The organism is Acinetobacter sp. NRRL B-65365 (assembly GCF_001605865.1).
Taxonomy (GTDB): domain Bacteria; phylum Pseudomonadota; class Gammaproteobacteria; order Pseudomonadales; family Moraxellaceae; genus Acinetobacter; species Acinetobacter vivianii.
The window spans coordinates 1-19,151 of the sequence record NZ_LRPD01000033.1; the positions used below are offsets into that span (position 1 = coordinate 1).

Sequence of the window (19,151 nt, forward strand, 5' to 3'; positions counted from 1 at the left end):
TTTTCTTGTTGGTTAAAAAATACTTGAGCGTTTTGGTAGGTGAAAATATTAAATTAAATATAAAACAACAGCTTATTTTATTTTATACATAAAAATTGCAAACCTGACAAAAATGCTGCGTTTTTATTTAAATCTTTTGTCGATATTATATTTGTATTCAATAAATCAAATATGGTTTGGGGTTTGATATGGGGATGAAATGGTCTGTCGAATATAATACAGGAATAGAAGTAATTGATGATCAACATCGTCGTATTCTAGATTATATTAATGAAATTGATGAATTAAAAGAAGACGATGACCGTGCGAAGTTAAAGGGGATTCTGGATAATATTATTGATTATACCCAGTCTCACTTTACCTTTGAAGAAAGTTTGCAGGAAGAAGCAAACTATAAGTATCGTGTACCACATAAGCGAGTACATGACTTATTTATCAAAAAGATAGAGACTTATCGTCAGCGTTTTGAGTTGGGGCAGGAAATTGATAGTGAGTTGCATGAAGCACTATCAAAGTGGTTGATTAATCATATTCGTCATGATGATGCTGATTATGTTGGTGCTGTCAAAGAAAATATGATTGGTATTATTAAAGAAAATGAAAAGAAAAAAGGGAAGAACTGGTTTTCTCGATTCTTCTCATAATAAAAAGATAATAAAAAAAGATCCCTTGTTATAAAAAATAATAAGGTTGGTATGAGTGATATACAAGGGATCTAATTAAAAAATAATAACTGGTGCGCAGCAAATCATCTTGACTGGGTGATTTGCTTTTTTCTTTCGATATCTTTTGTTTTGATTTTCAAGCGTGAGAAAGGCAAAATAGATTGAATATTTCATTGCAAACACCATAAAGCGCAATGAGTTCAAAGATTTTTCAAGGAATGCATTATGCAGGACACAACTCTGTCACGCTGGTTTGCCCCAGTGATGGCGTTTTGCCTATCTTTTGTCATGATTACCACATTGGCACCAACTGTAGGTATCCAGATTGATCGTCAGTTCGATTTCTGGTTGCTGTGGTTAGGCACCATGATTTTATTGGCACTGCCAATCGGTTATCTTGAAATCGCTTTAGCAAAGCGTTCACAAACGACCGCATTACAAGCGCTTTCAAGTCTTACACGTGATGCCGATGCTTCACCAAGATGGCGTGTCGTCGGGTGGTTAGCAGTTGTTTTCGTCCCGTTTTTTGCAGGTAGTGTATTAAATACTGCAAGCCATGTGGTGAATGAGCAACTGGCATTAAATATTTCTAGCCAGATTCTATTCGCGATTCTTGCTGTTGTTGCATTTGCACTTTCTTTTATCCCTCGTCAATTCCTTATTGCTTTGACAACCATCGGTGTCGTTGCTGCGTTTATCCTTGCCAATGTGATGGGGACTCAGTTACAGGCATGGCACTGGACAGGTGTGGAGTTTAGCGAGTGGGGCAATGCGACAGTACTTGCCTTGGTCGCAAGTGGTTTAGGTTTGGGCTTATATTGGCAGAGTAGCCTAGCTGTGGTGAAAAAGCAGGAAGCTGCAACCACTTCAGTTTTACCGATCTGGATTGCTCAGCTTCTTGCCGTGATTGCATTTGGCTTCTTCTCTGTTCAGGCTCAGCTTCCTGCTTTGGCATGGGGTTTTGCTGCACTGATGTCGGCTGCTTTGTTAATCCAGTTTGCAAAAGAGCAACTGGCGCAGCGCCAGCTGGCAGTTGTGGTTCAATGGGCAATTTTGCTTGCGGCGGTTGCGGTATGGGCAGTCCCACAAGTTGAGCAAATTTTTAATACCTTATTGATGTTATGGGGTCTCATCATTTGCCTAGTCTATGCGTTGTTTGCTGGCTGGATCATGAAGATCAGTCATCTACGTAAAGCGATGGGCTTTAGCAATGAATTGTTCTATAACATTTGGCGTATTGCGATCCGTATCATCTTACCGCTTTCAATTGTGGTCGCGATTATTGCGGTTGTTGGGCAAGTGATCTAATGGAACAGGCAAAACAAGTTTGGGTGGCTTATACAACGCCTGAACAGCAATTTCATCTTACTGTTGCATTCAGTGAGGGAATGACGGCTCAGCAGGCAATTGATGCCAGTGGCTTAGCCGAGCAGGTGAGCCTGCCAGAAGTTTTACACTTGGGGATTTTTGGCAACAAGATTGAAGCAGAGACTTTGCTACAAGCTGGTGATCGTGTTGAGATTTATCGACCTTTGACCATCAATCCCAAAGATATCCGCCGTAAACGGGCTGAAAAGAATCCTGTTGGGCGATTTATCAAAGGTAATCGTTTTAGACCATCAAGCTAATAAAGAAAACCCCTCACGATTATCTCGATGAGGGGTTTCTTTTTACTGCAAAGCCGTTATAGTGGGGGCGCAGTCAAAATCGCTTCTTTTGATGCCGGTAAACCAGGTTGTGATTCTGGAATCGTATCTAAGCCTTCCAGACGTTCAACGTTACCATTCGCATCAAAATAAATTTTCAAATGCTGGCCATGTGCCGCAGGTATTTTTGCTTTTTTGGCATAAGTTCCTGGGATGTAGTTATAGATATAGTCCCAACGTAACGGATTCAAAGGATCTGTAACCGTTGGACTACCAAGCAAGAAACGGACTTGCTGAAAGCTCATGCCCACTTGTACTTGAGATGCTTGTGCTTTGGTTAATGGTGTTCCCTGTGGAATATCGACTTTATAAACACCAAAGACTGAACAACCGCTAAGTACTGAAGTGACGAACAACGCCAGCATGATTTTTTGCATTTTGCTACACTATCCTGATAAATGATGATGCATTTGGTTCAAGGATAGATCATACTGCATCTAAACTCTATTGCCTATTCCAACTTAAGATTTGTTGAGAGACCTTTTTTTATGCCGATTTCCAATCAAGACTTACGCAAAGCTGGACTTAAAGTTACCCTTCCTCGTATTAAGATTTTGGAATTATTAGAAAATTCAAAACAACATCATTTAAGTGCTGAAGATATTTATAAAACTTTGCTTGAGCAGGGTGAAGATGTGGGTCTAGCAACGGTTTACCGTGTGTTAACACAATTCGAAGCTGCCGGTATCATTCAGCGTCACCATTTTGAAAACAACCATTCTGTTTTCGAAATCATGCAAGAAGATCATCATGATCACCTCGTTTGCTTGAACTGTAACAAAGTTGTTGAATTTACTAATGATATTATCGAGCAAGAACAACACGCTGTTGCTGATAAACATCAATTTGCTTTAACTGGCCATTCTTTAAACCTTTATGGTTATTGCAGTGATGCAGAATGCCAAGAGGCTTATCGTAAAAAATAAGCTGAGTTGAGTTAAAAATTTAAAGTTCACGAAAATTGAACAAATAAAAAGGGAAGGTTACAAAAACCTTCCCTTTTTTTAATGGCTTAGTTTGAATTATTGACCATCAAAGGTAATGTTGCGGCTGGCACTCAATAACTGGTCTGCGCCTTCTTCTGAAAGTTTGATGGTGAGACGTAGATCGTTTGGTGAGTCTGCATGCTTCAATGCATCCTTATAAGTAATCTGACCTGCTTTATAAAGGTCAAATAAAGCCTGATCGAAGGTCTGCATGCCTAGCTCGCGTGAACGTTTCATCAGATCTTTAATCTCATGAATTTCACCCTTACGGATATAGTCAGCCAGAAGCGGAGTGTTAATCAGAATCTCAATCGCAGCACGACGCGAATTGCCGTCAGGCGTTGGAATTAACTGCTGTGCCACCAATGCTTTTAAGTTCAATGACAAGTCCATATACAGCTGGCTATGACGATCAGCTTCAAAGAAGTGAATAATACGGTCTAGGGCTTGGTTGGCATTGTTGGCGTGCAGGGTCGCGAGTACCAAGTGACCTGTTTCTGCGAAGGCAATCGCGTAGTCCATGGTTTCACGAGAGCGGATCTCACCAATCAGGATCACATCTGGTGCCTGACGTAGCGTATTTTTCAATGCCACTTCAAATGAATCGGTATCAATGCCCACTTCACGCTGTGTCACAATGCAACCTGCATGCTGATGTACAAATTCGATCGGATCTTCAATGGTAATGATATGACCTTTAGAATTCTGGTTGCGGAAACCAATCATTGAAGCGAGGGAAGTCGACTTACCTGTACCTGTTGCCCCTACAAAAATGATGATGCCGCGTTTGGTCATCGCCAGTTCTTTCAGAACTTCAGGCAGTTTCAGGTCATCCATGGTTGGGATATGGGTTTCGATTTTACGTAACACCATGCCTGGCATATCACGCTGTTGAAAAGCACTGACACGGAAACGTGCGGTCTTTTCACGATTCATGATGGCAAAGTTGCATTCACGTGTATCGGCAAATTCTTTACGCTGTTTGTCCGTCATAATGGATTGTACCAGTTGACCGACAATTTCCCCTGATAGCTTGGTTTTTGAAACAGGCACAATCTGCCCGTTAATTTTCATTGAAGGTTCAACGTCTGCCGTGACAAATAAGTCCGAGGCATTCTGTTGAATCATCAAATTGAGTAAATCATTAAAGTCCATGATATTTCTCTAATCCCTTTATTTTTATAGGAATGACTCAGGCTGTTTCGCCACTGTACGAGCCGTTTGTGGGCTAATTAAACCTTTAGACACCAATGTTTTTAAACTTTGATCCAAAGTGGTCATGCCGTAGTTGGCGCCAGTTTGAATGGCAGAGTACATTTGTGCGACTTTATTTTCACGAACAAGGTTACGGATTGCAGGAATCCCGATCATGATTTCATGTGCAGCCACACGACCACCGCCATTCTTCTTTAATAGCGTTTGTGAAATGACCGCTTGCAAAGATTCAGACAACATGGCACGAACCATGTCTTTTTCTTCAGCAGGGAATACGTCGATCACACGGTCAATGGTTTTTGCGGCAGAAGTCGTATGCAGGGTACCAAAAACCAAGTGACCGGTTTCCGCCGCGGTCAATGCCAAGCGAATGGTTTCAAGGTCACGCATCTCACCGACCAGAATAATGTCAGGGTCTTCACGGAGGGCAGAACGAAGTGCGGCATTAAAGCCATGCGTATCACGGTGTACTTCACGCTGGTTGATCAGACATTTTTTCGACTGGTGTACAAATTCGATTGGATCTTCTACCGTTAAAATATGGTCATAACGGTTTTCATTAATATAGTCGATCATCGCTGCAAGCGTTGTCGACTTCCCCGAACCAGTCGGGCCTGTGACAAGCACAATCCCACGAGGATAATCACAAATTTCCTTGAAAATTGTGCCGAGTCCCAAATCTTCCATGGTCAACACTTTCGATGGAATGGTACGGAATACCGCTCCAGCACCACGGTTCTGGTTAAATGCATTGACACGGAAACGGGCAATATTCGGTACTTCAAATGAAAAGTCAGTTTCTAGATCTTCTTCAAAATCACGACGTTGTTTATCATTCATAATGTCGTACACTAAACGGTGTACATCTTTATGTTCAAGTGCTGGTAAATTGATACGACGTACTTCACCATCTACACGAATCATCGGAGGCATACCCGCTGAAAGGTGTAAATCTGATGCACCGTTTTTAACCGAAAAGGCGAGTAATTCTGTAATATCCATAATTTCCCCGAAACAAACTCAAAAGTCTCATTATTTTGTAGAATAATATAAGGCTTTCATTCAGGCTTACCAACACCTTAAAGAATGGGAAAGCAAAAAAACATTTCGTAAATGAGAACTGTGTCAATGAATCAATCGCAACAATCCCGCCAAACTGTTTTAAATCAAATAGAACAAGCCTGTCAGCGTGTTCAACGTGATCCTGCGACTGTGCAATTGTTAGCCGTTTCAAAGACCCATCCTGCTTCAAGCCTGCGTGAAATGTACGCAGTGGGACAGCGCTGTTTTGGTGAAAATTATTTACAGGAAGCGCTGGAAAAAATTGAAGAACTCAAAGAGCTGGAGATTGAGTGGCATTTTATTGGTCATGTGCAACGTAATAAAACCAAGCATCTGGCTGAGAAATTTGATTGGGTACACGGGGTTGACCGTTTGATTATTGCCGAGCGTTTATCTAGCCAGCGTTTGGAATCGCAAGCGCCGTTAAATATTTGCCTACAAGTGAATATTGATGGACAAGATTCAAAAGATGGTTGCCAGCCAGAAGAAGTGGCTGAGCTGGTTCAGCACATTAGCCAGCTTCCACACATCCGTTTACGTGGTTTGATGGTCATTCCTGCGCCTGAAAATCATGCTGCATTTGCAGATGCCAAAGCACTATTTGACCAAGTGAAATCTCAACATGCACAGCCGCAAGATTGGGATACCTTGAGTATGGGGATGTCGGCTGATCTGGAAGCTGCGATTGCAGCAGGTTCAACCATGGTTAGAGTAGGAACTGCATTGTTTGGTGCAAGGGATTATTCAGCAAAGTCTTAATAATTATTTAATTCAACAAGATGACTCCAGAATTGAATTGGTTTTGGAGTGGCTTGCGGTTGATCAAACAGTGTTTTATCTAGGTTGAATTCATTACAAAAGTAATTGATCAGGCCTGTCCCATAATAAATAATATCGGTTTGCATGATTGAAAATATAGGATTTCCCTTTTCAAGGGGTGTAGTCGGAATATAACGATGAGAGTAAACAGGGATCATTTTCGGATAAGCTTTAAACTGCTCCTCAAATATTACCAGACGGTCTGAGATTTCCTCTGGTGCGGCACCCCATTGATCTAACCAAAAGCCATTTTTAATATCAAAGAGAATGCCTTCATGAGGCCCGTTGAGCTGCGCTATCAACATATTTTTCGCTTTATCGCTATGAAGTGCTTCTCTCCAGCGAGGAAATTTCCATTCATTTTCTGAAACAGGAAGTCCGTACTTTAAAAATAGCTTCAAATCAGAAGGAAAGTGAAATCTAAAAAGCTGCTCTATTGCTTCTATTTCAGTTTCTGTTAAGCCAGTGTCAAACTGGATACCGTGCTTTAATAGTTCTGTATGAAGCAATTGAATGTTCATTAGCCCACTACTTCAATCCGACTCGAACCTGATCCAACAGGTTGTACCTGAATCTGCACGGGAATCCGTTCATGCATTTCCTGAATATGCGAAATTAAGATTACTTTACGACCTTGGCTTTGCAACTGATCCAGCGCATTCATCACCATGTGCAAAGATGAGGCATCCAGCGTCCCAAAACCTTCATCAATAAACAGTGATTCGATTTTCATAGAACCAGAAGCCATATTGGCAATCGCCAGAGAAATCGCAAGGGCCGTGAGGAACGATTCTCCACCAGAGAGAGAGGCAACCGAACGGGTTTCACCATCCATATCATGGTCAATAATTGCCAGACTGAGTGAGTTTTCTAAGCGCTTTAATGTGTAACGTTGCGATAGCATTGCCAATTGCTGATTGGCATATTCCAGCAAAATATCCAGATTATATTGTTGTGCCAAATCACGGAAATCTTTGCCTTTAGAGTCGCCAATCAAGCTCGAAATCTTATTCCAGCGATGTTCCTGTTGCTGAATCTGCTGGATCTGGTCGGCAAACTGTTTTTGCTTGGCAAGGTTTTGCTGATGTAATTCGAGTTGAACTTTATATTGATCACGTTGTTCAAGCTGCTGTTGCAGTTTGTCCTGATTTAACTGAATCAATTCGGTCAGCTGTTGATGTTGAATCTCGGGCTGTTGTTGCTGGTGCTCATTGAATAGCTGTTGTGCAGTTTTAAGCGCATAGGCTGCTTCACTCAAGACACGATCCGCGTTTTGTAGGGTTAAGCGGATTTGCTGTTCCTGCGTTGAAGAAATGGCTAGCAACTGACTGAGTTGCTGTTCTTCAAAATGCACGTGCTGCTTCAACCATGCACTGATTTCTGTTGTGCATTGTGTGAATGATTGTTGGTTATGCTGATGCTGTGCTTTGAGCTGCTCTAGTTCATTCTTGTGTTGCTCAAAGTTTTGTCGTGCCTGTTCAAAATTCTGTTTCACCTGCTGATATTGATGCTGCACTTGCTGACGTTGTTGATCATGTTGATGCAACCATTCATTGGCTTTCAATTCAGTTGAACCAGCCATTGCCAGAATGAGTTGATTGGCAGCCTCACTATTTTGTTGACCCTTTTTCGCAATTTCCTGCAATTGCTGATTTAGCTCAGTATGTTGCGTGCTTAAACTATTCAGATTTGATATTAATAAATTGAGTTGTTGTGTGTTGTGCTGTTGTTGTTTGCTGAGTCCATCCGCATGATCAAGCTGTTGCAGGCGTTGTTTTAAACGCTGCACAATCTGTTGTGACTGGCGAAGCGGTTGTTCCAGCCAAAGTGTTTTCTCATCTGAATCCAGACAATCCACAATATGCTGAATCTGGCGCTGTAACTGCTGTACAGTTTCCAGTTGGTAGGCCGTGTTCTGGATAGACTGATTTAAATTAAACTGCTGTTTACTGGCCTGATTGAGCTGTTGTAATTCCTGATCAACCTGTTGTTTTGTTTGTGTAGATTGAGCGTTTAAGTGCTTTAACGATGCCTCAAGCTCGTGTTGAGCTAAATTAAAATCGAGTTGAATATGACTTTGAGTCAAATATTGTTGTAACTCTTGTTGTTGAGCATTTAATTTTTCCTGAGTTTGTTGCAAGGCTGTTTGGCGCTGTTTTTGCTCAGATTGAAGTTGGGTAAATTGTTGCTGTGTATTCTGCCAAAGCTGGAAGCACTGTTGCTCTTGTTGTAGCGCCTGTTGTTCCTGCTGTTGCTGTAATGCATATAGGGCTTTCGAAACTGGACTTTCATCCTCGCGATAGGGGTGTTCAGTACTGCCACAGACCAGACAGGCTTCACCTTGTTTCAGTTCAGCACGTAAATGTTCAATATTCTCGGCATGGAGTAAGCGTTGCTGTTGCAGGATAAGCTGTAATTTTTCCCGCTCGGTTTTTGCTGCCTGAAATTCACTTTCTGCTTTTTGAGTATTTTGCTCGAGCTGTTGATACTGGACTTGTATCGTATTTAATGTGTGTTGCAGCTCTGAGACTTCATTTTTTAATTGAAAATGATGCTGTAGTTTTTGTTGAATCACATCCAGTTGATTCAGCTGAGTCAACACGTGCTCTTTCTGTGTCTGTTTCTGCTCAAGGGTACGATCAATCTGCTGTGTTGTACCAAACTGCGTGATCAATTGCTCAAGTTGACTTTTATCTTGCTCAAGTTTGCTTTGGGCCTGTTGAATATTCCCCAGCGTATTTTCAACTTTTTGATAATGCTGAATAAACTGCTCTAATTGTTGTACATGAGCATGGAGGCCCTTATCTAAAGTTGAGAAGTGGGCACTTTGCTGTAATTGCTCAAGGCAGGATGTCTGTTGTGTACTGATATTTTGTAGGTTCTGCTCAAGCTGTTGTTGCTGTTTTAGCAAAGGTTGCTGCTGAGTTTCGATATGCGTCAGTCTGCTTTTGGTCTTTTTATAATCTTCGGCAATATAGTCACGTTCCTGAACGTATTTACGCACCTGACTCAACTCATCTTGATGTTGCAGCTCAAAATTCTGGAACTGTTGCAGCGCCGTTTCTGTTTGTGTATAGCGGACTTTTTCCTGCTCGAACTCTGTGGTTAAGCGACTAAAATGTTGCTGTTTTTGTTGAAGCTGTGGCTCAAGTTGTTGCAGTGTTTTTTGGATGTGCTGCTGTTGAAACACAACAGGACGAATCTCGGAAAAGATTTCCAATTGTTCAAGCAACTGGCGATCTGTTGCGAGGGCGGTATGGGCATTGAGCTGCGTTTCATGCTGCTGCTGTTTGAAGATAATTTCACTTTCAAGCTTTTGTTGTTGCTCAAACCACTGCTGTTGTTGCTTGAGTTGAGTCCGTTCGGTTTCAAGCTGCTGGACCTGTTGTTGTGTCTGTTGAAATTGAGTTTGTAAGGCAGCAACCTCCTCATCGGAACGAATTTCAATATGACCTAAAACATTTTCCAGCTGTTTGCGCTGGTTGGTCATTTCACGGGTTTTTTCAAACGCCAGTTGACCAATTTTGGCAAAGATACTGGAGTTGGTCAGGTATTCCAGCAATTCGCCTCGTTCAGTATCACGCGCCTTTAAAAAAGCGGTCACTTCCGATTGTGCCAGTAAAACGGCACGGGTGAATTGTTCAAAACTAAGTTGGGTAATTTGTTGGATATGGCTTTCGACGGCTTTAGTTTTGTCTGCAACCACCACGCCATCGGTCAGGCATTTGAGTGAGCGCTGTACACTTTGCAGTTTGCCACTGGCATTTTCACGGGCACGCTTAATTTCCCAACGCGCCTGATAATGTTTTTGGTCTTGTGCCACAAAACACAGTTCAGCAAAGCCGTGTCCTGTACCGCGACGTAAAACGGTCAGCGGAGAGTTGGTCAGCAGTTCAGAACCATCTACGTCCAGAAGCTTGCCGTCACTTTCTTTAAGGCGGGGAATTTTATTAAATAGGGCCAGACACATGGCATCTAAAATGGTGGATTTACCTGCACCGGTTTTGCCGACAATCGCGATCAAGCCTGCATTGGCTAAAGGATCACATTCAAAATCAATAAAATGCTCACCTGCAAGAGATGCCAGATTTTTTAGTCGAATCGATAAAATTTTCATGGCATGTCCTTAAGAACTTTGATCATCTTCAAGTTTTTTCTGTGCTTCATTCACCAGACTTAAGAAATCTTTAGTGACTTCATCATCAGCGTGATAGCCCTTTTTCTCCCAGATTTGCTGGAATAATTTTTCCGGTGTGGGTGGCTCCAGACTAATGCTCTGCTTGTTTTCAGCATTACTTTCATTCGATAAATATTGTCTGGAAATACGCACCAGACGGTAGCGATCCTTCGGCAAGGCATCTTCGAATTGTTGGCGCAAATTCGGCTGTGGGGGAATCGCGGTATGATATTCGATATCGACATATTCACGATGGTCAATATTTTCGATGGGGCCACTGGGTAGATTTTTAAGCTGCTGCATGACTGCTGTGAGTTCATCTTTAATTTTATGCAGTTGAATACTTCGCGGAATTGCCAATGCTTCAAAATCCAGCTTATTTTCTGGTTGGGTTGAATTAACGGTGACCTCGACCACTTGGTGCTTATAGTTGATTTCACTAAATGACAGTGGAATTGGAGAGCCACTATAACGAATATGGGGATGCTGTACCTTTTGCGGTTTATGCAGATGTCCAAGCGCCACATAATCAATACTGTCATCAAACAGGCTGGTAGAAAGTGCTTCTTCATTGCCAATAATAATTGGGCGCTCTGAATCGGAAGTTTCTCCACCTTGCATATGCGCATGTGACATCAGAATCAAGGCCTGATCATCGGTTTTACGACGCTTGGCTTCTTCGATTAATTGTTGGTGTAGATAAGCAATCGCATTTTGGCTATTGGTGGTGTGTTCATTAAAGCCTGTGATTTCGGCTGAACGCAAGAATGGCAGAGCAATACACCACGCGACAATCTGTTTTTGCTCATCATAAATCGGCAAAATTAAGCGTTCCAGATCCAGTGTTTTATCTTCATTCCAGCGAATTACACCAACCGTTTTAGCATTATATTTCGCTAATAATGGCTCAACCTGTTCAATTCGATAGCCCGAATCGTGATTGCCCGCGATCATGAGGGTTTGCATATGCGGTGCAAGTTCATGTGCATCGGCAAGGAACTGGTAGAGCTGTTTTTGTGCCTGCGAGCTCGGATTGATGACATCAAAAATATCACCCGCAATCAGCAAGGCATGCGGTTGTTTGTGTTTGATTTGCTCAAGTAACCATGCCAGAAATTGTTCATGTTCATAATGGCGGGAATGATTATAAAAGAATTGCCCCAAATGCCAGTCAGAAGTATGAAAAAAACGCACAGTCATAAATGAATCTAAAAATGAATTGAACCAGAATAAGGTAGCACGTATTTAAACGGAAAGGAGAATCTTACTCAGCAGAAAAGCACTACATGATACCGCTTGATCATTTTTAAACGTTCCTCTAGTTTGAAGATAAAGTCATGATTTAAAAATGAGGACATATCAATGAGCTTAGGTAAAGTAAGCCGCGAAATCAGGGATCAGATCATGTTGATTGGCCTAGACCGCGCCGATAAACGGAATGCCTTTGATAGCCATATGATTCAGGATTTGTCGCTGGCGTTAACGGAATACGAAAATGATCCAGAACTCCGTTGTGCCGTGATTTTTGCACATGGCGACCATTTTACAGCGGGCTTGGATCTGGTTGAGCTACAACCGAAAATATCCGAAGGCATTTTTAACTTTGCTGATGAACAAATTAACCCGTGGGGAACAGCAGGTAGACATCGAAGCAAACCTGTTGTGGTGGCGGTGCAGGGAATTTGTTATACCGCTGGAGTCGAGTTGATGCTCAATGCCGATGTCGTGATTGCCAGTGAAAATACAGTATTTGGTCAGCTTGAAGTATTACGTGGCATCATGCCATTTGGCGGGGCAACGGTACGTTTTGTGCAAGCTGCGGGATGGCAAAAAGCCATGCCATATTTATTAACAGGCAAAACTTTTGATGCTAAAACAGCAGACCAACTGAACCTGATTTCTGAAATTGTAGAAAATGGGCAACAGTTGCAGCGTGCCATCGAAATTGCCAAAGACATCTGTATTTCAGCCCCGCTTGCGGTACAGGCTTTATTGGCCTCTGCAACCGATGCGGTAACGCAAGGGCAGACAGCGGCATTTGAGAAAATGAACCGTTATTTGATGCCGCTGTTTGAATCGCAAGATGCACAAGAGGGCGTTCGTGCCATGTTAGAAAAACGTCCACCGCAGTTTAAAGGACATTAATCATTTTTTAAAATAAAGGATCAATAATTTGCTTTACTTGATGAGTTTCATGAAACCAAACAAAGATAGACTCTGATAAGACATTGGAATCGAAAGGATCTGGAAGAAAAATTAAATAATCGCCACAATCATTTTGAGCAAACGCAATTGCAGAATCTGGAAATCCATCCCATGTTCTTGCGAGTTTAGTTTCTCTAACAATATGATTACATGTACGTATTTTTCGTTTTGAAGTGGATTCATCAAAAAAAGGAAAGATTTGCCAATGATCATCTGCGATAAATAATTCACCGCCATTTTCCTCAATCATTTTGCTTTTAAATGCTTGAGGAAATATAAGCTGTAACTCCCTTTCCGTCGCTATAATATATTCCTCTTCAATTGGAAAAGGCATTGTAATTTCTCAATAAAAATGAATAATTTATTTTATACTGCATTTTCATCTATCTCGCAAATGCCAAAGGTATTATGGTCGGGATCAAGAAAATAGCCTTGCCAGCAGCGATTTGGGATCGCGAATTTATCCATCGCTATAATGCCGCCTAGGCTGAGAATTTTAGCTGCCGTTTCATCAAAATTTTCAACTTCAATGGTGCAGGTAAATGCATTGGTTCCGCATCCTGTTGGTGGAATTGCCACTGGGCGTTGCAGTAAGCCGCCGTGAATTCCCTCTGTTTCAATGCGATAATATTCAATCGGGAGGCCTTCCACTTTTTCGAAATTCCAGCCAAATGCAGACTGGTAAAAATGGACGTCACGTTGTGGATTGGATGACTGAATTTCAAAATAAGTAACTGAGTTCATGATTCGCTTCCTTTATCTTTATTGTGTTTAACTTATTATAGATAGAACTGGAATGAGCGTGCTGAAGCTTTATGTAAATGAGTAAACTTGTCCGAACTGGATTGAGTACTCAAGTAAATTTTATGAGTTTAACTCGAATAGCGGAGATTGACTAAACATTGATGAATATAATGAAGTTAGCTGATCATTCTGAATGGTTAGATCAGGCGGCAAATTGGTTTGCCAATCAATGGGGCATTCCTGTTGAAGCGTACCGTGACAGCATTCAGATGTCGATTGAACAGCAGGGTGGTGTTCCGCAATGGTATGTGATTTTGAATGACAAGCAGCAAATTATTGCAGGAGCAGGGATAATCGAAAACGATTTCCATGACCGTAAAGACCTTGCGCCAAACTTATGTGCATTATTTGTTGAAGAGGCTTATCGCAGGCAAAATATTGCCAAACAGTTGTTAGATTTCGCTCGAACAGATATGAAAAGGGCAGGATTTGAGAAGTTGTATCTGGTGACAGAGCTAAATGATTTCTATGAAAAATGTGGCTGGACATTTTTAACCGCGGTTCAAGATGATGAAGGTGAGCCGATCAAAATGTATGTTGCCGATACGCTTTAAAACACAAATTTTAGGCAAATAAAAACCGACGATTCGAGTGATGATAAATCGTCGGTCAAAATCTTTTCCAATGGTTCTGGCTGCTAACACAACCATTGTTAAAGATGGAGAGTCATAATGAAAGGTCACCGAAAACATTGCGGATGCCGTGCAATGTCCAATCGGTTGCTGCGACCTTGTACCCTATATAACGCTGCTGGTTGAGGATTGGTTGACATAAAAATGAAAAAAAAGTGAAAAAAATTTATAATTATTTCTTAAAGCCAGTCCAATTAGGTTTATCTTTATGATTTCATTGCGTTTGTATTATCTCTGGTTTTTTATTATTTGTTTGGCCTCGACTTTAATCGCAGGTGTGCTGGCTGCGATTTTACCAAATAGTCTGGGCGGTGTGCTCACCGCAATTCCTTATCTTATTGCCATCATTTTCGTTTTGTTTAAATTTCTCAAGCAACAACGCCGTGCGCCGACGCAGCAAGAGAAGAAACGCTTAAGCATCGGTTTTAGTCTGATCTTTTGGGGCTACAACGCATGTGGTTTATTACTGGGGCTGTATATTTTTGCGCGTAAAGATCCTGAAATCTGGCAGAACTTCTTACTCTATTTAAAACAGCCACAATTTTTACTTGCCGTTTTAGCCATGTGGTTGGTGATTGCCTTGCCGTTATTTTTAATTACGTACTGGTTCTATGGGCCGCAAGCACAAAGAATGGCCAATAAGATGTTTCACTAATTAAAGAAAGTTTACTTGTTATTCGGTTTTATTCTGCTATGACTTAAATATAGAACGAATCATAATCATGCAGGATGAGGGAAAGATGCAAAAGCAGACGGTTTTAATCACAGGCGCAAGTGGTTTTATTGGTTCGCATTTGTTGCCCTTCCTGTTAGAGCGAAACTATCAGATCATTGCTTTAACCCGACAGCCAAATCGGGTTGCTCAGCATTCAGCATTGCGGTGGGTGAATGATCTTGATCAAATTGAAACACAACAGATTGATTATGTGATTAATCTGGCTGGTGAAAATATTGGCGCAAAACGCTGGACTGAAAAGCGTAAGCAGCAATTAATACACAGTCGTGTTGCGGTAACCGAGCAACTATATCAATGGCTGCAACGTAAGCAAATTTTTCCGAAGTGTATTATCTCGGGTTCTGCGATTGGCTATTACGGTATTGATCCTCAACAGCAATGGCAGTTGGTTTGTGATGAAAATACAGCGCCGCAATCCATTTTTATGTCTGAGCTTTGCCAAGTGTGGGAGCAAACGGCTTTAAAGTTCAGCCAACAAAATACCAAGATTATTCGTTTAGGTGTGGTTTTTGGACAGGGCGGGATTTTGCCGCAGATGCTATTACCCATTCGCTTGAATGCTGTGGCAAAAATTGGTTCAGGACAGCAACCAGTAGTGTGGATTCATATTCAAGATGTATTGAATGCCATCCTCTTCTTGTTGCAATCTACTCATCCTCAACAGGTATATAACCTTGTTGCACCTGATCAAATCAATCAACAACGATTTGCTCAAATAGCCTCTCATATTTTAAAGCGCAAACCTTTTATGACGGCTCCAAAATGTATCTTCGAATTGATGTTGGGCGAGCAATCGCAATTGATTTTAAATGGTCAATATGTGATTCCTCAGGCTTTGCTCGAACAGGGCTTCCAATTTCAATATCCAGATTTGAATGGGGCTTTAACCGAAATTCTAGCAAGACATTAAATTCTGTTGCTTTAGGCGCAGCGGTGAATACACTTCAGGATCGACAATGGTCTCTTGTCCTAACATAAGTTGGCGCAACAGTCGGGCCGAGCCAGAACCCATACATAAGCCATTACGGAAATGTCCAAAATTGGCCCAAAGATTTTCCAGTTCAGGCATGGCACCAATATAAGGAATGCCTTGTGGAGAACTTGGGCGTAGGCCTGCCCAACGTTTCACAATCGGGAAGTGTTGTAGCTCAGGCACCATTTCCAGACATGCCGTTAAAATATCCTGCTGGGTTTGCTCATCAACTGCTGTACTAAAGCCAGTTTCGGCCATACTTGAACCACAAACAATGTGACCATCTTGGCGTGGAATAAGGTACATCACCCGATTCATACACATGGTCGGTAACCAGTTTTCAGGGGCTTTAAATAATAGCATTTGCCCTTGTACGGGCTGCACAGGAATATGGCGTTGTAGTTGCTCGGCCCATTGCTGACTCCATGCACCAGAAGTGATGACTACATGATCCGCGGTAAATTTTTGCCCATCTTCGATTTCAATTCCGAGCACTTTCTTATTCTGAATAATTAACTTTTCAACAGGACAATGTTCAAAAAAACGGACCAATGGATGTTGTTTTAAGTAGCTGATCAGGGATTGTAATAAACGTGGATTGCGGACATTCGAGAGTTGGTGGAAATAGATTGCTTGTTGGAATTGTTGGGAAATATAAGGATTAATCTGTTCAAGTTTGGAGCGATTGAGCAACTCACATTGCTGCATTGGTTCCTGATATCGAGTGGCATAATTCAAGCCAACTTCAAAATCTTCCTGATCGAAGATCAGCATGCCTGTATCGTGGATCTGAAAATCAATGCCAGTAATAGGGAGGAGCTTCTCATTCCATGTCTGGTAGAGTGATTTTCCGTATTGCGCCAGTTGATTGACTTCGGGTGCATAACGCCATGGATACATTGGGGAGAGAATACCGCCACCTGCCCATGATGCGGCTTGGCCTGCTTGTTGTTGGTCAAAAATATCGACAGAGCAGCCTTGTTCAGCTAGTTCCAATGCTGACATTAAGCCGCTAATACCCGCACCAATGATGGCAATATGCATGATAAAGTTAAACCAGTTTTATTTGCTTAATTTTGTTGAGCACCCAAATTTGATCTAAATTAATAAGAATAAATACACGGCAGAGTCTTGCCGAGTTCTCAATCTATTTTAGGCTTAGCCTTCAGCTGGACTTACTTTGGTTTTGCCCAAAGTAAGCAAAGGCATTGTCATCTGCAAAACCTGTTCAATTGTTTCAGCTTTATATATTCAGCTATAAGTCCAATATCTTATATCTTTTTAGTACTGCGCAGGTTGCAGATGACGTTTCCGCGTATCAAATTTAAGAACATTCTAGATTAAAAGAAATTATCTCATCTCTTTTAATTTACGCGCTGCATCTTCCGCAAAATACGTCCAGATCCCATCAGCGCCTGCACGACGGCAGCACATCAAAGATTCCAGAATTACGCTGTCAGATAACCAGCCATTCTGAATCGCGCCTGCAAGCATGGCATATTCACCACTCACCTGATAGAGGAAAGTTGGCACGCCAAAAGTATCTTTTACTTCACGCATCACATCCAGATAAGGCATACCCGGTTTAACAATCACCATATCTGCACCTTCTTGGAGATCAAGTGCGATTTCATGAAGTGCTTCGGCACGGTTGCCAATATCCATTTGGTAATTATATTTATTGCCGCCTTTCAGGTTGCTGGCAGAGCCGACCGCATCACGGAAAGGGCCGTAGAAACTAGAAGCATATTTTGCTGAGTACGCCATGATATTGGTATAGATAAAATCATTTTGCTCAAGCGCTTGGCGGATCGCACCGATACGGCCATCCATCATGTCACTTGGTGCAATTACATCGGCGCCTGCCGCAGCATGACTGAGTGCCTGTTTCACTAGGCATTCGACAGTTTCATCATTTAACACATAACCTGTGTCATCAATAATGCCGTCTTGACCATGTGTAGTATAAGGGTCGAGAGCGCCATCGGTAATCAACACCATTTCTGGTAATTCTTTTTTGAGTAGACGGCAAGTCGTTTGAACTAAACCATTTTCGTCCCAAGCGGCTTCCGCTGTTAAACTTTTATCTTCTTGTGGTGTTACAGGGAATAAAGCAAGTTTGGATACACCGAGTTCAAGCAGGGTTTCTGCTTTTTTAAGTAGTAAATCAGCTGACAAACGCTGCACATTTGGCATGCTTGGAATGTCTTGAGTTTGTTGTTGTCCTGGTAATACAAACACTGGATAAATCAAGTGATCTGCCGTTAAATGTGTTTCGCTGACCATGGCACGAAGTTGGTCATTTTTACGGATACGGCGCATGCGAGTCGCAGGAAAAGCTGGACGATTGAACGTATAAGTCATAACAATCTCGATGTTCAGTATTACACTAGGGGAATAATTGAGGTATTAAGTCACGCGAGGGAGAGCTTGGCGACTTCGCTCAATTACGAACCCCGCTATTGTAGCCCCATATTTTTAGATTTGTGCAAAATAATGGAAAGTTATTCTTTCCATTGAGTGTAGGCCGCGTATGAATGATGTAAAGAAAAACTGGACTGGCAATATTCAGTTAGGTGCAAAGGCAGATCACCAAGTGGTCTTGAAACAGTTATGTAAAGCATTTAATGCCTGTCCATTTTTTAAATACAGTGGCATGGTCATGCGAGTGGTCGATGATCAAATTGAAGCCTATGTGGAGATGCAGCCAGAACTGGTCGGGAATCTGGCATTTCAGATTTTACATGGTGGTGTGGCAGCCACGATTCTGGACAGTATTGGTGGTGTGGCAGCAATGGAGCAGCTTTATCGCCGTGCCTCACCAGAAGATTTGCCTGATACCATCAAAAAAGTATCACGCTTAGCCACGGTAGATATGCGTGTCGATTATCTGGCGCCAGGACGTGGTAAATATTTTATTGCCCGTGCCGAAACCTTACGTTTGGGGCGTAAAGGATGCACTATGCGCATGACCATGGTGAATGATGAAGATAAACCCATTGCGACTGCAATCGCGTCTTATGCCTATTAATTCTTAAAATAAAAATATTAAGCACCTCTCATGCAAAGTGTGAGAGGTGGCTTTCATTTCCAAGTCCATCTTTTGTTCCTTCCAATTCTATTTTTATACGAGTTAATTCTACTGTCCTCCCGTGAAACATGTCATGGCGA

General features: G+C 41.9%; 20 protein-coding genes. 10 read left to right on the forward strand and 10 right to left on the reverse strand.

From position 1 onward, the window contains the following. The first annotated feature begins 188 nt into the window (after positions 1-188). The 3 genes from AWW72_RS12590 to AWW72_RS12600 all read left to right on the forward strand — a co-directional run bounded on the left by AWW72_RS12590 (position 189) and on the right by AWW72_RS12600 (position 2,293). The gene (locus AWW72_RS12590; protein WP_004770972.1) at positions 189-644 is read left to right on the forward strand and encodes a bacteriohemerythrin; all 456 of its coding nucleotides are present in this window, start codon (positions 189-191) and stop codon (positions 642-644) included. Between the two features lie 246 nt (positions 645-890). Further along, positions 891-1,973, forward strand: coding sequence for a hypothetical protein (locus AWW72_RS12595; protein ID WP_004770973.1), 1,083 nt, complete (start codon positions 891-893; stop codon positions 1,971-1,973). Beyond that, entirely contained in the window at positions 1,973-2,293 is a 321-nt protein-coding gene (locus tag AWW72_RS12600; RefSeq protein ID WP_005256404.1) for an RnfH family protein, read from the forward strand. Before AWW72_RS12595 ends, AWW72_RS12600 begins: the two co-directional genes overlap by 1 nt. A 56-nt stretch (positions 2,294-2,349) precedes the next feature. Here AWW72_RS12600 and AWW72_RS12605 read toward each other — a convergent pair whose 3' ends face one another. After that, on the reverse strand, positions 2,350-2,748 hold the full coding sequence (locus tag AWW72_RS12605) for an outer membrane protein assembly factor BamE (RefSeq protein ID WP_004770975.1): 399 nt from the start codon (positions 2,746-2,748) through the stop codon (positions 2,350-2,352). A 111-nt stretch (positions 2,749-2,859) separates the two neighbouring features. Here AWW72_RS12605 and fur point away from each other — a divergent pair, with 111 nt between their 5' ends. Further along, positions 2,860-3,297 (forward strand): ferric iron uptake transcriptional regulator, encoded by a 438-nt coding sequence (gene fur / locus AWW72_RS12610; RefSeq protein ID WP_004770976.1) that lies wholly within the window; start codon positions 2,860-2,862, stop codon positions 3,295-3,297. Positions 3,298-3,393: 96 nt separating this feature from the next. Here fur and AWW72_RS12615 read toward each other — a convergent pair whose 3' ends face one another. Then, positions 3,394-4,512 (reverse strand): PilT/PilU family type 4a pilus ATPase, encoded by a 1,119-nt coding sequence (locus tag AWW72_RS12615; protein WP_004770977.1) that lies wholly within the window; start codon positions 4,510-4,512, stop codon positions 3,394-3,396. Positions 4,513-4,536: 24 nt separating this feature from the next. Next, complete coding sequence (locus AWW72_RS12620) at positions 4,537-5,574, reverse strand: type IV pilus twitching motility protein PilT (RefSeq protein WP_004770978.1); 1,038 nt, start codon at positions 5,572-5,574, stop codon at positions 4,537-4,539. 126 nt (positions 5,575-5,700) lie between these two features. On the opposite strand from AWW72_RS12620, the gene AWW72_RS12625 reads away from it, so the two are divergent. After that, positions 5,701-6,393 (forward strand): YggS family pyridoxal phosphate-dependent enzyme, encoded by a 693-nt coding sequence (locus AWW72_RS12625; RefSeq protein ID WP_062847574.1) that lies wholly within the window; start codon positions 5,701-5,703, stop codon positions 6,391-6,393. Here AWW72_RS12625 and AWW72_RS12630 read toward each other — a convergent pair. From AWW72_RS12630 to AWW72_RS12640, 3 genes are read right to left on the reverse strand one after another with little or no spacing between them, the layout of a single operon-like run. Further along, positions 6,390-6,974, reverse strand: coding sequence for a hypothetical protein (locus AWW72_RS12630; protein WP_062847575.1), 585 nt, complete (start codon positions 6,972-6,974; stop codon positions 6,390-6,392). The two genes, AWW72_RS12625 and AWW72_RS12630, sit on opposite strands and share 4 nt — an antisense overlap. Continuing rightward, positions 6,974-10,570, reverse strand: a complete 3,597-nt coding sequence (locus AWW72_RS12635) for an SbcC/MukB-like Walker B domain-containing protein (RefSeq protein ID WP_062847576.1) — start codon at positions 10,568-10,570, stop codon at positions 6,974-6,976. Before AWW72_RS12635 ends, AWW72_RS12630 begins: the two co-directional genes overlap by 1 nt. Positions 10,571-10,579: 9 nt before the next feature. After that, a complete protein-coding gene (locus AWW72_RS12640) occupies positions 10,580-11,830 on the reverse strand; it encodes an exonuclease SbcCD subunit D (RefSeq protein WP_062847577.1) in 1,251 nt (416 codons plus the stop codon). A gap of 162 nt (positions 11,831-11,992) precedes the next feature. On the opposite strand from AWW72_RS12640, the gene AWW72_RS12645 reads away from it, so the two are divergent. After that, positions 11,993-12,775 carry a crotonase/enoyl-CoA hydratase family protein gene (locus AWW72_RS12645; protein WP_062847578.1) on the forward strand — a complete coding sequence of 261 codons (783 nt, stop codon included), beginning with the start codon at positions 11,993-11,995 and terminating at the stop codon, positions 12,773-12,775. Positions 12,776-12,782: 7 nt separating this feature from the next. Here AWW72_RS12645 and AWW72_RS12650 read toward each other — a convergent pair whose 3' ends face one another. Both AWW72_RS12650 and AWW72_RS12655 read right to left on the reverse strand, forming a co-directional pair. Continuing rightward, positions 12,783-13,169 (reverse strand): SMI1/KNR4 family protein, encoded by a 387-nt coding sequence (locus AWW72_RS12650; RefSeq protein WP_062847579.1) that lies wholly within the window; start codon positions 13,167-13,169, stop codon positions 12,783-12,785. A 32-nt stretch (positions 13,170-13,201) separates the two neighbouring features. Then, positions 13,202-13,579 carry a VOC family protein gene (locus AWW72_RS12655; RefSeq protein WP_062847580.1) on the reverse strand — a complete coding sequence of 126 codons (378 nt, stop codon included), beginning with the start codon at positions 13,577-13,579 and terminating at the stop codon, positions 13,202-13,204. Positions 13,580-13,740: 161 nt separating this feature from the next. Here AWW72_RS12655 and AWW72_RS12660 point away from each other — a divergent pair, with 161 nt between their 5' ends. The 3 genes from AWW72_RS12660 (at position 13,741) to AWW72_RS12670 (ending at position 15,917) form a co-directional block, all read left to right on the forward strand. Continuing rightward, complete coding sequence (locus tag AWW72_RS12660; RefSeq protein ID WP_062847581.1) at positions 13,741-14,193, forward strand: GNAT family N-acetyltransferase; 453 nt, start codon at positions 13,741-13,743, stop codon at positions 14,191-14,193. 286 nt (positions 14,194-14,479) lie between these two features. Continuing rightward, positions 14,480-14,926: an ABZJ_00895 family protein gene (locus AWW72_RS12665; protein WP_004770993.1), complete on the forward strand. Its 447-nt coding sequence runs from the start codon at positions 14,480-14,482 to the stop codon at positions 14,924-14,926. Between the two features lie 85 nt (positions 14,927-15,011). Next, positions 15,012-15,917 (forward strand): TIGR01777 family oxidoreductase, encoded by a 906-nt coding sequence (locus AWW72_RS12670; protein WP_062847582.1) that lies wholly within the window; start codon positions 15,012-15,014, stop codon positions 15,915-15,917. On the opposite strand, the gene thiO is transcribed toward AWW72_RS12670, so the two are convergent. Both thiO and hemB read right to left on the reverse strand, forming a co-directional pair. Next, positions 15,903-17,024 (reverse strand): glycine oxidase ThiO, encoded by a 1,122-nt coding sequence (thiO, locus tag AWW72_RS12675; RefSeq protein WP_062847583.1) that lies wholly within the window; start codon positions 17,022-17,024, stop codon positions 15,903-15,905. The genes AWW72_RS12670 and thiO overlap by 15 nt on opposite strands. A gap of 306 nt (positions 17,025-17,330) precedes the next feature. Further along, a complete protein-coding gene (gene hemB, locus AWW72_RS12680) occupies positions 17,331-18,344 on the reverse strand; it encodes a porphobilinogen synthase (protein WP_062847584.1) in 1,014 nt (337 codons plus the stop codon). Between the two features lie 169 nt (positions 18,345-18,513). Here hemB and AWW72_RS12685 point away from each other — a divergent pair, with 169 nt between their 5' ends. Beyond that, positions 18,514-19,011, forward strand: a complete 498-nt coding sequence (locus AWW72_RS12685; RefSeq protein WP_004770998.1) for a thioesterase family protein — start codon at positions 18,514-18,516, stop codon at positions 19,009-19,011. Positions 19,012-19,151 lie beyond the last annotated feature (140 nt).

Coding starts and splice junctions, on each gene's coding strand:
- AWW72_RS12650 (WP_062847579.1), bottom strand. CDS start 13,169: ATGCCTTTTCCAATTGAAGAGGAATATATTATAGCGACGGAAAGGGAG.
- AWW72_RS12590 (WP_004770972.1), top strand. CDS start 189: ATGGGGATGAAATGGTCTGTCGAATATAATACAGGAATAGAAGTAATT.
- AWW72_RS12640 (WP_062847577.1), bottom strand. CDS start 11,830: ATGACTGTGCGTTTTTTTCATACTTCTGACTGGCATTTGGGGCAATTC.
- hemB (WP_062847584.1), bottom strand. CDS start 18,344: ATGACTTATACGTTCAATCGTCCAGCTTTTCCTGCGACTCGCATGCGC.
- AWW72_RS12615 (WP_004770977.1), bottom strand. CDS start 4,512: ATGGACTTTAATGATTTACTCAATTTGATGATTCAACAGAATGCCTCG.
- AWW72_RS12630 (WP_062847575.1), bottom strand. CDS start 6,974: ATGAACATTCAATTGCTTCATACAGAACTATTAAAGCACGGTATCCAG.
- AWW72_RS12660 (WP_062847581.1), top strand. CDS start 13,741: ATGAATATAATGAAGTTAGCTGATCATTCTGAATGGTTAGATCAGGCG.
- AWW72_RS12685 (WP_004770998.1), top strand. CDS start 18,514: ATGAATGATGTAAAGAAAAACTGGACTGGCAATATTCAGTTAGGTGCA.
- AWW72_RS12605 (WP_004770975.1), bottom strand. CDS start 2,748: ATGCAAAAAATCATGCTGGCGTTGTTCGTCACTTCAGTACTTAGCGGT.
- AWW72_RS12620 (WP_004770978.1), bottom strand. CDS start 5,574: ATGGATATTACAGAATTACTCGCCTTTTCGGTTAAAAACGGTGCATCA.
- AWW72_RS12655 (WP_062847580.1), bottom strand. CDS start 13,579: ATGAACTCAGTTACTTATTTTGAAATTCAGTCATCCAATCCACAACGT.
- thiO (WP_062847583.1), bottom strand. CDS start 17,024: ATGCATATTGCCATCATTGGTGCGGGTATTAGCGGCTTAATGTCAGCA.
- AWW72_RS12625 (WP_062847574.1), top strand. CDS start 5,701: ATGAATCAATCGCAACAATCCCGCCAAACTGTTTTAAATCAAATAGAA.
- AWW72_RS12670 (WP_062847582.1), top strand. CDS start 15,012: ATGCAAAAGCAGACGGTTTTAATCACAGGCGCAAGTGGTTTTATTGGT.
- fur (WP_004770976.1), top strand. CDS start 2,860: ATGCCGATTTCCAATCAAGACTTACGCAAAGCTGGACTTAAAGTTACC.
- AWW72_RS12635 (WP_062847576.1), bottom strand. CDS start 10,570: ATGAAAATTTTATCGATTCGACTAAAAAATCTGGCATCTCTTGCAGGT.
- AWW72_RS12600 (WP_005256404.1), top strand. CDS start 1,973: ATGGAACAGGCAAAACAAGTTTGGGTGGCTTATACAACGCCTGAACAG.
- AWW72_RS12665 (WP_004770993.1), top strand. CDS start 14,480: ATGATTTCATTGCGTTTGTATTATCTCTGGTTTTTTATTATTTGTTTG.
- AWW72_RS12595 (WP_004770973.1), top strand. CDS start 891: ATGCAGGACACAACTCTGTCACGCTGGTTTGCCCCAGTGATGGCGTTT.
- AWW72_RS12645 (WP_062847578.1), top strand. CDS start 11,993: ATGAGCTTAGGTAAAGTAAGCCGCGAAATCAGGGATCAGATCATGTTG.